The 16,191-nt window shown below is 72.2% G+C and carries 13 protein-coding genes; 5 read left to right on the top strand and 8 right to left on the bottom strand.

Features of this window, described 5'->3' with window-relative positions:
* Positions 1-85: 85 nt before the first annotated feature.
* From metH to DK427_RS23315, 5 genes are all read right to left on the bottom strand, one after another.
* On the bottom strand, positions 86-3,838 hold the full coding sequence (metH, locus tag DK427_RS23335; protein ID WP_109953470.1) for a methionine synthase: 3,753 nt from the start codon (positions 3,836-3,838) through the stop codon (positions 86-88).
* Between the two features lie 74 nt (positions 3,839-3,912).
* Entirely contained in the window at positions 3,913-4,833 is a 921-nt protein-coding gene (gene metF, locus DK427_RS23330; protein WP_109953469.1) for a methylenetetrahydrofolate reductase [NAD(P)H], read from the bottom strand.
* Positions 4,834-4,880: 47 nt separating this feature from the next.
* Positions 4,881-5,897, bottom strand: coding sequence for an ArsR/SmtB family transcription factor (locus DK427_RS23325; RefSeq protein ID WP_109953468.1), 1,017 nt, complete (start codon positions 5,895-5,897; stop codon positions 4,881-4,883).
* 73 nt (positions 5,898-5,970) lie between these two features.
* Positions 5,971-7,515, bottom strand: coding sequence for a Y-family DNA polymerase (locus tag DK427_RS23320; protein ID WP_245930684.1), 1,545 nt, complete (start codon positions 7,513-7,515; stop codon positions 5,971-5,973).
* Positions 7,442-8,212: an ImuA family protein gene (locus tag DK427_RS23315; protein ID WP_109954338.1), complete on the bottom strand. Its 771-nt coding sequence runs from the start codon at positions 8,210-8,212 to the stop codon at positions 7,442-7,444. Before DK427_RS23315 ends, DK427_RS23320 begins: the two co-directional genes overlap by 74 nt.
* A gap of 234 nt (positions 8,213-8,446) precedes the next feature.
* Between DK427_RS23315 and DK427_RS23310 the strand changes: the two genes are divergently transcribed.
* Positions 8,447-9,304: a collagen-like protein gene (locus DK427_RS23310; RefSeq protein ID WP_109953467.1), complete on the top strand. Its 858-nt coding sequence runs from the start codon at positions 8,447-8,449 to the stop codon at positions 9,302-9,304.
* Positions 9,305-9,365: 61 nt separating this feature from the next.
* Here the strand turns inward: DK427_RS23310 and DK427_RS23305 are convergent, their stop codons facing one another.
* Positions 9,366-10,052 carry a spermidine synthase gene (locus DK427_RS23305; protein ID WP_109953466.1) on the bottom strand — a complete coding sequence of 229 codons (687 nt, stop codon included), beginning with the start codon at positions 10,050-10,052 and terminating at the stop codon, positions 9,366-9,368.
* On the bottom strand, positions 10,049-11,287 hold the full coding sequence (locus DK427_RS23300; RefSeq protein WP_109953465.1) for a TIGR03862 family flavoprotein: 1,239 nt from the start codon (positions 11,285-11,287) through the stop codon (positions 10,049-10,051). The genes DK427_RS23305 and DK427_RS23300 overlap by 4 nt, the downstream gene beginning before the upstream one ends.
* Positions 11,288-11,475: 188 nt before the next feature.
* Between DK427_RS23300 and DK427_RS23295 the strand changes: the two genes are divergently transcribed.
* From DK427_RS23295 to DK427_RS23285, 3 genes are all read left to right on the top strand, one after another.
* Positions 11,476-12,510 (top strand): TerC family protein, encoded by a 1,035-nt coding sequence (locus tag DK427_RS23295; protein ID WP_109953464.1) that lies wholly within the window; start codon positions 11,476-11,478, stop codon positions 12,508-12,510.
* A gap of 110 nt (positions 12,511-12,620) precedes the next feature.
* The gene (locus tag DK427_RS23290) at positions 12,621-12,914 is read left to right on the top strand and encodes a hypothetical protein (RefSeq protein WP_109953463.1); all 294 of its coding nucleotides are present in this window, start codon (positions 12,621-12,623) and stop codon (positions 12,912-12,914) included.
* A gap of 97 nt (positions 12,915-13,011) precedes the next feature.
* A complete protein-coding gene (locus DK427_RS23285; RefSeq protein WP_109953462.1) occupies positions 13,012-13,773 on the top strand; it encodes a class I SAM-dependent methyltransferase in 762 nt (253 codons plus the stop codon).
* 264 nt (positions 13,774-14,037) lie between these two features.
* Here the strand turns inward: DK427_RS23285 and DK427_RS23280 are convergent, their stop codons facing one another.
* Positions 14,038-15,357 carry a leucine-rich repeat-containing protein kinase family protein gene (locus tag DK427_RS23280; RefSeq protein ID WP_109953461.1) on the bottom strand — a complete coding sequence of 440 codons (1,320 nt, stop codon included), beginning with the start codon at positions 15,355-15,357 and terminating at the stop codon, positions 14,038-14,040.
* Between the two features lie 136 nt (positions 15,358-15,493).
* Between DK427_RS23280 and DK427_RS23275 the strand changes: the two genes are divergently transcribed.
* Positions 15,494-16,162, top strand: coding sequence for a DUF4194 domain-containing protein (locus DK427_RS23275; protein WP_109953460.1), 669 nt, complete (start codon positions 15,494-15,496; stop codon positions 16,160-16,162).
* Positions 16,163-16,191 lie beyond the last annotated feature (29 nt).

Genomic DNA, 16,191 nt, shown 5'->3' with positions numbered 1-16,191 from the left:
CGCGCGCGGGACACAGGGGGTGGATCACGGGCTGTGGAGCCTGCGATATCTCGGACGGAGGTACCGCAGGCGGTGTTCGCGCAGCCTATTCGGCGGCAGCCGCGAGGTAGCGGGCCGGGTCGTAGTTCAGGATCGGCCCGAGCCAGCGCTCGACTTGCGCCACGTCCATGCCCTTGCGGGCGGCGTAGTCCTCGACCTGATCGCGCTCGACCTTGGCGACGCCGAAATAGTGCGCCTCCGGATGGCCGATATAGATGCCCGACACGGAGGAACCGGGCCACATCGCGTAGGATTCGGTGAGCTTCACGCCGATGCGGCTCTCAGCCTTGAGGAGGTCGAACAAAGTCGTCTTCTCGGTGTGGTCGGGCTGGGCCGGGTAGCCGGGTGCCGGGCGGATGCCATCGTACTTCTCGTGCACGAGATCGTCGGCGGTGAAGCTCTCGTCGGGCGCGTAGCCCCAGAACTCCTTGCGCACCCGCTCGTGCATGCGCTCGGCGAAGGCCTCGGCGATGCGGTCGGCGAGCGCCTTGACGAGGATCGAGCGGTAATCGTCGTTCGCCCGCTCGAAGCGCTCGGCGATGCGCACCTCCTCCAGGCCCGCCGTCACGACGAAGCCGCCCACGTAATCGGCGATGCCGGTCCCCTCCGGCGCCACGAAGTCCGACAGGCAGGTATTCGGGCGCCCGTCGCGCTTCGAGAGCTGCTGGCGCAGGCCGTGGAAGGTCGCAAGCCGCTCCTGCCGGCTCTCGCCGGTATAGAGCGCGATATCGTCGCCGACGCTGTTGGCCGGCCAGAAGCCGATCACCGCCTTCGGGTTGAACCAGCGCTCCTCCACGATCTGCTTGAGCATGGCTTGCGCGTCCTCGAACAGGGCGCGGGCGGCCGGGCCCTGCTCGGGATCGTCGAGGATCGCGGGAAAGCGGCCCTTGAACTCGTAGGTCTGCAGGAAGGGCGTCCAGTCGATGTAGGGGACGAGGTCCGCCACCTCGTACGACCCGTAGACGCGCGTTCCGGTAAAGCTCGGCTTCGTCGGCTTGTAGCCCGACCAGTCGATCTTGAAGGCGTTGGCCCGCGCCTTGGCCAGCGGCAGGCGCTGCTTGTCGGCCTCGGAGCGGCGATGGGCGTCGGCCACCTTGGCGTACTCGGCCCGCACCTTGTCGATCGTCGCCCCGCGGGTCTCCTTCGAGATCAGGCTGGAGACGACGCCGACCGCGCGGCTCGCATCCGTCACGTAGACCGCCTGGCCGCGCTCGTAGGCCGGGTGGATCTTCACGGCGGTGTGGACGCGGCTCGTCGTAGCGCCGCCGATGAGGAGCGGCACCTCCAGACCCTCGCGCTCCATCTCGGAGGCGACGTGAACCATCTCGTCGAGGGAGGGCGTGATCAGCCCTGAGAGGCCGACGATGTCGACCTTCTCGCGCTTGGCCGTCTCCAGGATCTTGGCGGCCGGCACCATCACGCCGAGATCGATGATCTCGTAGTTGTTGCAGGCCAGAACCACGCCGACGATGTTCTTGCCGATGTCGTGGACGTCGCCCTTCACGGTCGCCATCAGCACCTTGCCGGCGGCCTGGCGCTGGCCGGTGCCGCCGTTGGCCCGCTTCTCCTCCTCCATGAAGGGTTCGAGATAGGCCACCGCCTGTTTCATCACCCGGGCCGACTTCACGACCTGGGGCAGGAACATCTTGCCCGACCCGAACAGGTCGCCGACCACGTTCATGCCGGCCATCAGCGGACCCTCGATGACGTGGAGCGGGCGCTCGGCCGCTTGCCGCGCCTCCTCCGTGTCCGCGACGATGTACTCGGTGATGCCGTTGACCAGAGCGTGCTCGATGCGCTTCTCGACCGGTCCCTCGCGCCAGGAGAGGTCGGCGGTCTTGGCCTGGGCGGAGGCGCCGGTCTTGAAGCGCTCGGCGGCCTCCAAGAGGCGCTCGGTCGAGTCCTCGCGCCGGTTGAGGACGACGTCCTCGCAGAGCTCGCGCAGCTCCGCCGGGATCTCGTCGTACACGGCGAGCTGGCCGGCATTCACGATGCCCATGTCCATGCCGGCGTTGATGCAGTGGTACAGGAAGACCGCGTGCATCGCCTCGCGCACCGGCTCGTTGCCGCGGAAGGCGAAGGACAGGTTCGAGACGCCGCCCGAGATGTGGGCGTGCGGCAGGGTCTCGCGGATCTTGCGCGTGGCCTCGATGAAGGCGACGCCGTAGGGGTTGTGCTCCTCGATGCCGGTCGCGACCGCGAAGATGTTCGGATCGAAGATGATGTCCTCGGGCGGGAAGCCGACCTGCTCGGTCAGCACCTTGTAGGCGCGGGTGCAGATCTCGACCTTGCGCTCGAACGTGTCGGCCTGGCCCTGCTCGTCGAAGGCCATCACGACGACCGCGGCGCCGTAGGAGCGGCAGACCTTCGCGTCGTGGATGAACTTCTCCTCGCCCTCCTTCATGGAGATCGAGTTCACGATCGGCTTGCCCTGCAGGCACTTCAGGCCGGCCTCAATCACCTCGAACTTCGAGGAATCGACCATTACCGGCACGCGAGCGATGTCGGGCTCGGCGGCGACGAGGTTGAGGAACTCGACCATCGCCTTCTGGGAATCCAGCAGGCCCTCGTCCATGTTGACGTCGATGACCTGGGCTCCCGCCGCGACCTGGTCGCGGGCGACGTCGAGCGCGGCCGCGTAGTCGCCGTTGGTGATGAGCTTGCGGAACTTGGCCGACCCCGTGACGTTCGTGCGCTCGCCCACGTTCACGAAGGGGATTTCCTTCGTGAGCACGAAGGGCTCCAGGCCCGACAGCCGCATCAGGCGCGGAATCTCGGGGATCGCCCGGGGCTTCTTGTCGGCGACGGCCTCTGCGATCGCCCGGATGTGGTCCGGCGTGGTGCCGCAGCAGCCGCCGACCATGTTGACGAGGCCGGATTCCGCGAACTCGCCGACGAGCTTGCCCATCGCCTCCGGGCTCTCGTCGTAGAGGCCGAACTCGTTGGGCAGGCCGGCATTCGGGTAGGCGCAGACCAGGGTGTCGCAGATGCGCGACAGCTCGGCGATGTGGCCGCGCATCTCACGCGCGCCGAGCGCGCAGTTCAGCCCGAAGGTGAGCGGGCTCGAATGGCGGAGCGAGTTCCAGAAGGCGGCGGGCGTCTGGCCCGACAGGGTGCGGCCGGACAGGTCCGTGATCGTGCCCGAGATCTGGATCGGCAATCGGATGCCGGTCTCCTCGAAGACCTGCCACGCGGCGGCGACCGCGGCCTTGGCGTTCAGCGTGTCGAAGATCGTCTCGATCAGGATCAGCTCGGCGCCGCCGTCGATCAGGCCGCGCACCTGCTCGACATAGGCTTGGCGGACCTGGTCGAAGGTCACGGCCCGGTAGCCGGGGTTGTTGACGTCCGGCGAGATCGAGAGCGTGCGGTTCGTCGGGCCGATGGCGCCGGCCACGAACCGGCGGCGGCCGTCCTTCTCCTGCGCCAGCTTGGCGGCCTCGCGGGCGAGCCGGGCGCCTTGCGCGTTCAGCTCGTGGATGATCGATTCCATGCCGTAATCGGCCTGGGCGATCGTGGTGCCGGAGAACGTATTGGTCTCGCAGACGTCGGCGCCGGCCAGAAAGTAGTCGAGGTGGATCTGCCGGATCGCGTCGGGCTGCGACAGGATCAGGAGGTCGTTATTGCCCTTCTGGTCGTGCGCGTGGTCCTTGAAGCGATCTCCGCGAAAGTCCTCTTCCGAGAACTTCAGGCGCTGGATCACCGTGCCCATCGCCCCGTCGAGGACGAGGATCTTCTCGGAGGCGCGCTGGCGCAGCGCGCGCTCGATCTCGGTGCCGTCGACGGGGGGGAAGTCGGTCATGTCAGCTTTCTCGATCGTCCGGCGCGGATATGCACCGAACCGAGGATGAAGTCAGGAGCGGGGATCGGGGCCGGTCAGGCCGCCTTGGCGGGCGCCACCTTCGGGGCCTGCGCCCGCAGTCCCAGCAGGTGGCAGATCGCGTAGACGAGGTCGGAGCGGTTCATCGAGTAGAAGTGGAAGTCCTGCACGCCCTCGTCCACGAGGTCGATGACCTGCTCGGCCGCCACCGCCGCCGCGACGAGGCGGCGGGTCTCGACATCGTTCTCAAGGCCCTCGAAGCGGGCGGCGAGCCAGTAAGGCACCGAGGCGCCGGCCCGGCGGGCGAAGTTCGCCGCCGCCTTGAAGTTCTGCACCGGCAGGATGCCCGGCAGGATCGGGATCTCGATCCCGGCCGCCCGCACCTTGTCGCGATAGCGCAGGTAGATCTCGTTCTCGAAGAAGAACTGGGTGATCGCCTGGTCGGCGCCGGCATCGACCTTGGCCTTCAGGGCGTCGATGTCGGCGTCCAGGCTCGCGGCCTCGGGGTGCTTCTCCGGATAAGCCGAGACCGAGACCTGGAAGTCGCCGATGCGCTTGATGCCGGCGACGAGCTCCGCGGTCGTGGCGTAGCCGCCGGGATGCGGCCGGTAGGCGTGGCCGACGCCCTCGGCCGGATCGCCGCGCAGCGCCACGATGTGGCGCACGCCCGCGTCCCAGTAGGATTGCACGACCGCGTCGACCTCCTCCTTCGTCGCGTCGACGCAGGTGAGGTGGGCGGCGGGCTTCAGGCTGGTCTCGCGCACCATGCGGGCGACCGTGTTGTGGGTGCGCTCGCGGGTCGAGCCGCCGGCCCCGTAGGTCACCGAGACGAATTTTGGCTGGAGCGGCGCGAGCCGCTCGATCGAGGTCCAGAGGATCTTCTCCATCTCCTCGGTCTTCGGGGGGAAGAACTCGATCGAGACGCGGATCGGGCGGTAGCCGTCGCGGCTGGCGCGGTGATGAGAGGCGGTGGGCATCGGGGCGTCCTCTAGGTCGTCGGTTCGGACGTGTGTGGGAAAGGGGTTCAGGCGACGGCGCGGGTGAGGGCGGGCGCCGCTCCCGCCGGCTCGCGCGCATCGTCCTGGGCGAGCCAGAGCGTGACGGTGAGCTGGCCCTGCTCTGCCGGTGCGAGATCGCGGGTCGCGATCCCGCTCAAGCCCGCCTCGGCGAGCCATCCGGCGACCTGATCGGCCGCGAAACCGAGGCGGCGGTGAGCCTGCGACTCGCGGAGGAATTCGAGGTCGTGCGGCGCGAAATCGACGACGAGCAGGCGGCCGCCCGGTGCCACGAGGCGGGCGGCCTCGCGGAGGGCGCGGGCCGGATCGTCGAGGTAGTGCAGCACCTGATGCACCACCACGAGGTCGAAGCTGGCGCGGGCGAAGGGCGGCGCGTGGATGTCGCCCTGGCGCAGGTCGACTCTGGCCAGCCCCAGGCGCTCCAGGTTGGCGCGGGCGACCGACAGCATGGCGTGGCTCGAATCGAGCCCCGTGGCGCGCTCGGCCCGGGGCGCGAGCAGGCCGAGCATCCGGCCGGTGCCGGTGCCGAGATCGATCAGGTTGCGGATCGGGCGCGGGCCCAGCGTGTCGAGCACCGCCGCCTCGACGGTCGCCTCCGGCACGTGGAGCGAGCGCAGCTGGTCCCATTTCGGTGCGAGCCGGGCGAAGAAGGTCTGGGCGGCGTCCGCGCGCTGGGCCCGCACGGCGTCGAGCCGGGCGCGGTCCTCGGAAAGCGGCGGGCCTGCGCGCTCCAGCCCGGCGATCAGCGGATCGACGAGGCCGGCGCGGGTGTCGCAGAGCCGGAAGAAGGCCCAGGCCCCCTCGCGGTGGCGCTCGACCAAGCCTGCCTCGACCAGGAGCTTGAGGTGGCGGGAGATGCGCGGCTGCGACTGGCCCAGGATGTCGGTAAGGTCCGAGACCGACAGCTCGCCCTCGGCCAGCAGGGCCAGGATGCGCAGGCGCGTCTCCTCGGCCGCGGCGCGGAGCACGCCGAGCGCGTGGGGAAACGAGACTGCGACAGGCGCCCGAGCGCTTTCGAGAGACATAAAGATATCTTTATGTTCGTTTCGAGGGCGGCGCAAGCGCCTTTTCGCGGGTGCGCGTCCGTCGGCTCCTCTCTCAGGCGAACAGCCCGTGCACGAACCAGGCCGCAGGCTGGCCGGGGGCGTGCGGGCCGCTGCGGTAGAGCCAGAGCCGCCGCCCGGCCTCGCACTCGATCACGTAGTAGTCGCGCTCCGGCAAATCCTCCGCATCGGCCCGCCACCATTCGGGGCCGATCCGCTCCGGTCCCTCGGCGTGGGCGACCAGGTAGCGGCGGGCGCGCCAGCGGAAGCGGCGGGGCGGCCCGTCCGGGACAAGGGCGAGCACGTCCTCGGCCGGCTCGCTGCGGGCGAGCAGCACCAGCGGGCGCGGGGGCAGGGGGGCCGCCGCCCACAGGCCGGCCTCCGGCGCGCCCGGCGACCAGGGCGCGAGCCGATCGGCCCGCTCGGGCAGGTGGCTCGCCCGCGGGATCAGACGGACCAGGGAACGGCCGAGGCGCTGGCGCAGGCGGTCGGCGAGATCGGCGACGTCATCACCGGGTGAGCCGGCGGCGCCGAGATCCGGCTGCCGGTCCGGCATCCGCTCAGCCGCGACGACGTCGAGGCCCACGCTCTCGAAGCCGAAGCCGGCATCGAGGCCGGGGCCCAACCGGTCGAGGCGCAGGCGCAGCAGCGCGGCGAGGGCGTCCGGGCAGCGGCTCGGGCGCGACAGGGCGAGATCGAGCGCCCGCATCACCCCATCGACCCGGTGCAGCGTCAGGCGGACGAGGCGGGCCCCGAGCCCGTCGGCCTCCAGCGCCGGGGCGATCCGCGCCATCAGGGCGCTGGCGGCCGCCACGACCGCCTCCTGATGCAGGATCGGGTCGAGGAAGCCGCGGCGCGCCCCGTAGCGGGCGGGTTCGGCCAGGTCCGCCAGGGGCTCGGGCCTGTCGCCGAGCGCCTGGTCGAGCCGGTGGATCAGGTCCAGCCCGAAGCGGCGGGCGAGCGGCGCCCGCGGTGCTCCGATCAGCGCGCCGACGCGCTTCAGGCCGAGCCGCTTCAGGGCGATCACGTTCGCGGGCGCGCAGCGCAGGGCCTCGACCGGCAGGGGGGCGAGCGCCGCGGCGGCGGCGCCCGGGGATATGTGGATCGCATCCTCAGACCCGTGGCGGGCGAGCGCGAAACCCGCGCCGGGGCTATCGGCGAGCGCCAGCCGCGCCGGGATGCCCGCCGCGGCGAGCCGCCGGGCGAGGTCGGCGAGAAGGCCGGCCTCGCCGCCGTGCAGATGGCAGGCGCCGGTCACGTCGAGATGCAGGCCGTGGCAGCCCTCCGCCGGGCCGAAGGGCGCGAGCCGCGGCGTGTAGCGCTGCGCCCAGGCGCAGAGGCGCGCGAGCGCGTCGGCGTCCGCCTCGGGATCGTCCGGCATCACCCGCAGAGGCACGCCGACTCGCGCCCGCACCCGGCCGAGGGGTTCCCCCGGGGCGAGTCCCAGCGCCCGCGCAGCCGGGTCGAGGGCGGTGAGGCGCAGGCCTCCGGAGCCGGCGGTGGCGAACGCCAGCGGCAGGCCGTCGTCAGGAACGCCGCCCGCCCGCCGCAGACGCGTGACCGGCCAGTCTCTCAGCCAGACCGAAACGACGCGCGGCACGGTCCCACTCCACGATCCAGGTGCCGGTGCGGCCGTTGCGGCAGCGGTCGAGCCGGAGGCGCCAGCGGGGCGCGACCGGATGGCCGAAGCAGTCGCGGGCCGCCGGCGCCGCGGCGATCCGCCAGCGCGTCGCGGCGCCGTTCGGCTGCTCGGCGCCGGTCGGGCGCAGGACCAGCAGCAGCGCGTCGCCGCCGACGATCCGGAGACGGCGGCCAGCGATGAGCGGCAGCCCCTCGCTCACCAGCCCCGCGACGGCCCGCAGGGCACGGGACTGCAGCGCCGCCTCGAGCGCGCGGAACACATCCGCCTCGCTGCCGACCTCCAGGATGAGCAGGCGCTCCGGATCGAGCCCGAGCCCGGCAAGGCCGTGGCCGTAGGGGAGGGGGTGGCCTGGGGCGAGGACGAGGAGCGCCTCCCCGGTCGCCTCCGCCAGCCGGCGCGCCACCAGCGCGAGCGCGAAGCCGAGAGAGGCGGCCTCGTCGCCCGGCCCGTCCGGCACGACCTCGTGCGGCAGGCCGAGCCCGAGCCCGCCGGGGAGACACCAGTCGATGAGGGGGACACCGAGGGGTAGGAGCGGGCAGGACGCGGCATCCGGCAGCACGATCCGGGCGCGCAACGCCTCGATCCGCTCGGCCCGCGCGGCCGGACTGGTCGAGGGGAGCAGGTCTTCGTCCGATCCATCACGTTGAGGCTCCATCCTGTCGGCTCCGACCCGGCCCAGGAATCCTCGATGCAAAGAACAAAGCAAGAACATAAAGGCATCGTGCGTCCCGGAGGCCAGTGAGGCCCTTCATTCAGACACTTAGCCTGTGGGTTGCTGTGGACAGCTGTGGATTGCGGGGACGGACGGTGTCGCCATTCCGGGTTGACCGGAGGCTGAGGGCTCCGCCAATGTCCCGCCGCCGGATCGACCGGCCGGGGGAAACGACAGATGGGTTCTGGCCTGGGTCCGACGCGCGCGCTCGCTCTCCTGGCGGGACTACTCCTCACGGCGGGCGCGGCCCCGGCCCAGAACGCACCCGCCGGTGCGGCCCCGCCATCCGGCGCCCGCGCCGCCCGGCCGGCGCCGCGCCCGCCGAGCCAGCCGATCATGGTCTACGACGCACGCATCGAGGCGGGAGACCTGCGCATCTCCGGCTCGGTGCGCAAGCCGAACGCCATCGTGGTGATGGACGAGGACATCTCGATCCAGGCCGACCGGCGCGGCCGCTTCGTCTTCCGGCTGCCCTATCGGCCGGGCACCTGCGTGGTCAGCCTGAAGAGCGACGAGGACGAGCGCGAGGCGGTGATCGCCAACTGCGCGCCGGAGGGCCAGCCCGGCCCGAAGGGCGATCCGGGCCCGGTCGGCCAGGCCGGGGCGCAGGGTCAGCCGGGGGAGACCGGCCCCAAGGGTGAGAAGGGCGACACGGGCCCGGCCGGGCCCGCTGGGATGGCGGGTCCCGTCGGCCCTCAGGGCCAGGCCGGGATCCCCGGGCCCAGAGGCGAGGCGGGCCCCAAGGGTGATCCTGGTCCGAAGGGCGATGCTGGCCCAAAGGGCGAGCCCGGCCCGCGTGGGCTGGTGGGAACGGCGGGCGCACCCGGTCCGGCCGCGAGTGCCCCCCTGCGGGCAGTGCGCGCCGAATCCTGCGGCGCGGGCGGCTGCACCGTCTCCTGCGAGCGCGGCGAGGTGTTCGTCTCGGCGTACTGCCTGAAGTCCGGGCATCCGGTCTACGCGGAAGGGGAGGGCGCCCCGAACGCGACCTGCCCGAGCGAGGCCGCCGGGATGGTAGGGATCTGCGGGCGGCTCTAGCTCGGTTCCCGAACAGCTCATCGCTAAGAGCGCGCGATCCATCCGGGCGGCGGCGAGGGCTTCAGCGCGCGCCGTCCGGCCGCGCCGCCAGCCAGATCCTGTGGCGCGCCCCGCCGCGCCGGCCGTTGGCCCGCACCGGCACCTCCTCGACCGTGAAGCCGGCGTCTCGCAGCCGCCGGGTGAAGGCTGCGTCCGGATGGGCCGACCAGACGGCGAGCACGCCCCCCGGCCGCAGGGCTCTTCGGGCGAGACCGAGGCCGCCGTGGTCGTAGAGGCGGTCATTGCCCGGATGGGTCAGGCCGTCCGGCCCGTTGTCCACGTCGAGCAGGATCGCGTCGTAGACCGCCCGCGCGGCGCCGATCGGGGCAGCCACATCCGTCTGGAGGAGCCGCACCCGGGGGTCGTCGAGGATGCCGCCGAACACCTCGGCGAGGGGCCCCCGCGCCCAGGCTGCGACGGAGGGCACGAGTTCGGCCACCTCCACCAGGGCCCGCTCCGGGAGCGTCTGGAGCGCGGCCCGCAGGGTGAAGCCCATGCCGAGCCCGCCGATCAGGACGCGTGCACCCGAGCGCGCGGCGATCCGGCCGCAGGCAAGTTCGGCCAGCGCCACCTCGGAGCCGCTGAGGCGGCTGTTCATCAGCTCGTTCTGGCCGAGCTGGATCGAGAATTCTTGCCCCCGCCGCATCAGCCGCAGGGTGCCGCCGCCGTTCGGGATCGTGCCCGTGTCGATGTGGACCCAAGGGATCATGCCGCGTCTCCTCGCTCCGCCGGAAGGTCCCGGAGCCATGCGAGCATGCCAGCCGCCGCCGCCCGGCCGGAGGCGAAGGCGCCCTGCAGCAGGTAGCCGCCGGTAGGCGCCTCCCAATCGAGCATCTCGCCCGCCGCGAACAGGCCGGGCCGCTCCGGCAGCATGAAGCGCGCGTCGACGCCCCGCAGGCCGCCCGCGGTCGAGATCGCGCGCGCGATCGCCTCCGGCCCGTCGAGGGTGAGGCGCGCGGCCTTGATCCGGGCGGCGAGGGCGCGCGGCTCGGCGGGCAGCGGGCCGCCGAGAGACTCGCGCAGCAGCCCCGCCGCGACGGGCGCGAGCCCGGCCGCCTTGCGCAGGCGGCTCGCCGTGGATTCGCCGGGCCGGGCTCGCGCGAGGCGCGTTGCCAGATCCGCCTCCGGGAGGTCCGGCCGCAGGTCGAGGGTCAGGACGGCCGACCCTTCCGCCTCCGCCGCCTCCCGCAGGACGCGCCCGAGCGCGTAGACCGCGCCGCCTTCGAGGCCGGTGCGCGTCACCACCATCTCGCCGCGCACCTGCCGCCCGCCGGCGCTGAGTGCCACGCGCTTCACCGGCTCGCCCGCGAAGCGCGCCCGGAACACCTCGGACCACGCCACCCGGAAGCCGACATTGGCCGGCCGCAGCGGCGCGACCGGGACGCCGAGCCCTTCGACGAGCCCGACCCAGGAGCCGTCCGAGCCGAGCCGCGGCCAGCTCGCGCCGCCGAGCGCCAGGAGCGCTGCCCTGGGCGCGTGGCGAAGCGGACCGTCCGGCGCGTCGAGGACGAGCGTCCGGCCGTCGATCGCCGCAAGCCTGTGCCGGGTGCGGATGCGGACACCGAGCCCGTCGAGCCGCCCGAGCCAGGCCCGCAGCAGCGGCGAGGCCTTGAAGGCGCGCGGGAAGACGCGCCCGCTCGACCCGACGAAGGTCGGCTGCCCGAGCCCCTCGCACCAGGCGCGCAGCGCCTCGGGCGGGAAGGCCCGGATGGCGGGCTCCAGGCTGCCGGCCGGGTGGTAGCGGGCGAGGAAGTCCGGCAGCGCCTCGCTGTGGGTAAGATTGAGCCCGCCCCGGCCCGCGATCAGCAGGCGGCGCGCCACGGACGGCATGCGCTCGTAGACCGTGACGGTGTGGCCGGCCTCGGCCAGACGCTCGGCCGCGGCGAGACCGGCGGGGCCGCCGCCAACCACGGCGAGATCCTGGTTCTGTGTCTCCAACGGCATGCGCCCGGCATGAGGCGGCCGGGCGCCGGCCTGTCAAGCGTAGGTGTATCCTTTAATCTGTGTCCTTGAATCGCGCCGCATGGCGCCCCACCTCGCGCCGGTCGGCTGCGGGCCCCTCTGGCGGGATGCGTCCTCATGCTCCCGTGATGTCGGAGCCGATGCCCCCTCGTCAGGAGCATCGCGCCCCCATGATGGACATTCTCACCTACGCGTGGCTCGGCAAGCCGATCTGGATGTGGATCGGCTTCCACGCCCTCGTCATCGGCCTTCTCGCCTTCGATCTCGGTCTGCTGCACCGGGACAAGAACCACGAGATCGGCGTAAAGGAGAGCCTCCTCCTCACCGCCTTCTACTTCGGCCTCGGCCTCGCCTTCGGCGGCTGGATCTGGTGGTACATGGGCCCCCAGCCGGCCCAGGAATACGTGACCGGCCTCGTGATCGAGAAGTCGCTGTCGATGGACAACGTCTTCGTGATCGCGGTGATCCTGACGTCTCTCGGCATCCCCCGGGCGGCGCAGCACCGGGTTCTGGTCTGGGGCATCCTCGCCGCGGTGCTGCTGCGCGGCCTGATGATCGGCCTCGGCGCCGCCCTGGTGAACCAGGCCCACTGGGTCCTGTCGATCTTCGCCGCCTTCCTGATCTATGCCGGCGCCAAGATGCTGTTCTCCCGCGAACAGGAGGAGGGCGACATCCGCGACAGCGCCATGGTGCGCTTCCTGCAGCGCCGGCTGCGGGTGACGCCGGAGCTGCACGGCCAGCGCTTCCTCGTGCGCAAGACCGACCCGAAGACGGGCAAGCTCGCCACCTTCCTGACGCCGATGGCCTTCGCGCTGGTGCTGGTGAACGCCGCCGACGTGCTCTTCGCCGTCGACAGCGTGCCGGCGATCTTCGCGATCACCACCGACACCTACATCGTCTACACCTCGAACATCTTCGCCATCCTGGGGCTGCGCGCGCTCTACTTCGCGCTCGCCGCGATGGTGGACCGCTTCGCCTACCTCAAGACGGCGCTCGCGCTGATCCTGATCTTCATCGGCGCCAAGATCGTGGTTGCCGACACCTTCGAGCTGGTCCACGTCCCGGCCTGGGTCTCGCTCGTGGTCACGCTGGTGCTGCTCGCGGGCGGCGTCGCCTACAGCCTCTGGCGCACCCGGGGTGCCATCGCCCACGCCTCGGAGCACGGGGCCGGCGAGCACAGGGCGGAGGCCGGCGGCCGCGCGTGAGGCGCGACCATCCCGCGCGCCGGGCGCGCCTCGCAAGGCGGCCTGCCCGGCCCTAGAATGAAGAGGCGCCCGGGCCGATCCGCGGGCGCCTCTTGCGAGCGGAGCGGCGGATGAGCGCCCTCGACTGGTTCGGGCTGACCCTGGCCTTCCTGGCGCCGCTGCCTCCGGAACGGCCCATACCGCCGGAGCCGATGCGCGGCAGCGCGCTGGCGGCGGCCCTGGTGATCGGCAGCATCTGCCTCGTGATGATCCTGCCGATGGTGATGATCTGGAGCTTCCACCGGCCGGAGGGCGATTTCCGCCGGCACTGCGAGGCCCGGGGTGGGCTGGTGCGGCCGACCTATCTCGACGGCAGCGGCCCGCAGCGCTGCGATCTCGGCGGCCGGCACTCCACGGCCTCCTGAGCCGGAGAGGCCCCTCGGCTGGCCATCGACTGGTCCTCGGCCGCGTTCGTCTCTAGACGACGGGCAGCCGGCGCGCCGGCTCTCCGCGGGAACCACGATGGCCATTGAATCGAAGCTTCTGGACGTCGGCCCGTCCGATCAGAACATCGTCGATCTGTTCCAGGGGGAGTGGTCCTCGCGGATGCCCGGCGATCTCGTGGCCGAGCCCGGCCACGCCGAGCTGTTCGCCGACCATCGCCTGCACTGGGCGAACGCGCAGATCGGCCCCTTCGCGGATCTCGACGTGCTGGAACTGGGCCCCCTGGAGGGCGCGCACGCGACGCTGCTGGAGGGCCTCGGCGCCCGCTCGGTCACCTCGATCGAGGCGAACCCACGCGCCTTCCTCAAGTGCCTGTGCGTGAAGGAGCTGTTCGGCCTCACCCGGACCCGATTCAAGCTCGGCAGCTTCCTGCCCTTCCTGGAGACCTGCGGGCGCTTCGACGCGGTAATCGCCTGCGGCGTGCTCTACCACATGGCCGAGCCGCTGCGCCTGCTCGACCTGATCACGGCGCGCACCGACCGGGTCTTCCTGTGGACGCACGTCCACCAGGGCGACATCGTTGCAACCCGCGCCGATCGCGCCCTGTTCTGGCCGCCACTGCCGATCGGCGGCACGCCCTATCGCGGCGCGCGCCGGCTCTACCCGGACGTCGCAAAGTCCTGGCAGGGCTTCAGCGGCGGCGGTGAGAGCCACGCGGTCTGGCTGGAGCGCGATAGCCTGCTCGCCTATTTCCGCGATCGCGGCTTCACCGTGACGATCGACTTCGACGAACCCGACCACGTGAACGGGCCGGCGCTGGCGCTCTGCGCGCGGCGCTGAAGAAGGTCTGGCCGCAGGAATTCAGACATGCCCTCTCCCCGCCTGCGGGGAGAGGGCCGCGACGATCCTGTCGTCGGCGCGGCGAGGCGGCGCATCGATCCCAAAGGTATCGGCCCGATGGTGAGGGGGCTTGTCCGTAAGAGCCTCCTTCGTCGAAGCCCCCTCACCGCCACTCCGGCTTCGCCTTCGCTTCCGGTCTGCACGACGAGGTGCAGACAGGCCTCTCCCCGCGCGCGGGGAGAGGGGTCCGCCGTCCCGGACCGATCAGCCGGCCTCCGGTGTCCCGACCTGGTCTAGCGCATCCACCACCTCCGCCATCAGCGGCCGCGCGCCGACGTCCGGCTGAACGCAGGCCCGCTCCAGTGCGCGCAGGGCCGCCATCTCCGCGGGCACCGGATCGCAGCGGTCGAGAATCTCGCCGAGCAGCAGCCCCCAGGCCCGCACCTCGACCCGCTGGAATGCGAAGCCGGACTCCTCTGGCAGGGCGCAGGCCGCGCCGAAATCGCTCAGCACGGCCGCGCCGGCCGACCCGTCCCAGAGCAAGTTGTGGGCGTAGAGATCGCCGTGCATCAACCCGCGGGCGTGGAGATGCGCTGCCCCCAGGGCAGCGGCGCGCGCGAGGCGAAGGCCCACCGCGGGCGCGAAGCGCAGGCTGTCGTCGTAGACGTCCCGGCTGCAACTCGCGAGGCTCGGCGGGCCGGCGAGCGCCCGCCATTCCGCCGGCAGGAGCGGCATCAGCAGCCCGTCCGCGCTCTCGGGATGGCCGACGAGCCGGCCGAGGCCGCCGGAGAGGTTCGGGTGGGCGCCGGCCGCGAGACAGGCCGCCATCTCGCGCTCGGGCAGGCCGTCGCTCGTCATCGTGCCCTTGAACAGCTTCAAGGCGACGTCGTGCGCCCCGTCGGCGCGGCGCCAGCGGGCCGCGTGGATCCGGCCCGACGCGCCCTCACCCAGAAGCGCGCCGGGTTCGAGGTCGTCCCAGGGCACGTCGGGCATCGGCGCGAGCGGCAGCAGCGGCTCGAACGGGTTGCCCGCGCAGGCGAGCCAGGCGAGCCGCGGCAGGCCGGCGAGCCAGACCGGGGGTGCGGCGAAGCGGTTCGCCGCAATGCGCAGGAGTTCGAGATTCGGCGCGCCCGCGAGGCTGTCGGGCAGGGCGGAGAGCCGGTTGCCGGAGAGCATCAGCTTCTGGAGCATCGGCCGTTCGCCGAGCGCGGCCGGCAGGGCCGCGATCCGGTTGTCCGTGAGCGTGAGCCAGCGCAGGCGCGGCGGCAGGGCCTCGGCCGGCACCGCCTCCACACCCGCGCCGCGGCAGCCGATCTGCTCCAGCGCCGGGCAATCGCCCAGCACCGGCGGCAGGCAGGCGAACCGACCGCCGGAGCAGAACAGCACCCGCAGGTGCCGCAGCCGCGAGAGATCCGGCGGCAGGTCGCAGAGCGGGCTGCCGCCGATGTCGAGGAGTTCGAGCGTGTCGGCGAGCCCGAAGATCTCGGTTGGGAATTCGGCGAGGCCCGGCGGCAGCCGCAGGACGCGCGCGCCCGCGAGATCGCCGCGGCGGAGGGCCCTGAGGGTGTCGGCCGGTTCTGTCATGGGGGAGGGGCCTAGCAGGTTCGGGCACGCCGCGCCGCATCCTCCCGCCGGGTATCCGCTGGGTATCCCTGAGGCTCGGCCTGTGGGAGAGGGAGCGCGCCCATCGACGCGCCCCGCGAACCACCGCCAGCTGACCATGTTCGAGCCCTTCCGCGCCATCATCGACGGCGACGAGCCGCCACCGCCGGGAAGCCGCGCTCCGGACGCCGAGGAGCTGTCGCGCGCGCTCCAGGTGCTCCTGAAGGCGCAGGTGATCTACTCGAGCACGCCCGGCATCGGCCGCTCCTACGAGCTGGCGCGGCACTATCAGCCCTTCTTCACCGACTACTTCGCCTGCCTCGGCTACCAGATGGCGGTCTCGCACCGGGACCAGATGGTCTCGCTGACCCTGCCGATCGACGCGGCGCGCCACGACATCGTCTCCGAGCGCCTGCGCAAGGACGAGACGCTGGTGCTGCTGGCTCTGCGGCTGGCCTACGAGGAGGGGGTGCGCGACCACCGCATCTCGACGGACGGCATCGTGGAGATCACCACCGACGATCTCGTCGAGTCGATCCGCACCGCCGCCCGCTCCGAGCCGCCAGACGAGGCCCGGCTGATCGAGACCCTGCGCCTGTTCGCTCGCCGCGGCGGCGTCCGGCTCGGGGAGCGCGACCGGTCCGAGCGGGTGACGCCCGTCATGGTCCTGCCCGGCATCCTCGTGCTGGCCTCGGATGGCTGGCTGGAGCGGATCGAGGCCTGGGCCGGCGCGGCGGACGGTGCAGGCGAGAGTACGGGCGAGAGTGCGGGCGACGGTGGAGAGTGAGACCCCGGCGGCTTGCATCCGCCGCGATC

It is taken from the genome of Methylobacterium radiodurans (assembly GCF_003173735.1).
GTDB classification, from domain to species: domain Bacteria; phylum Pseudomonadota; class Alphaproteobacteria; order Rhizobiales; family Beijerinckiaceae; genus Methylobacterium; species Methylobacterium radiodurans.
The sequence above is the reverse complement of the archived record's forward strand: the minus strand, read 5'-3'. Positions and strand labels throughout refer to the sequence as shown.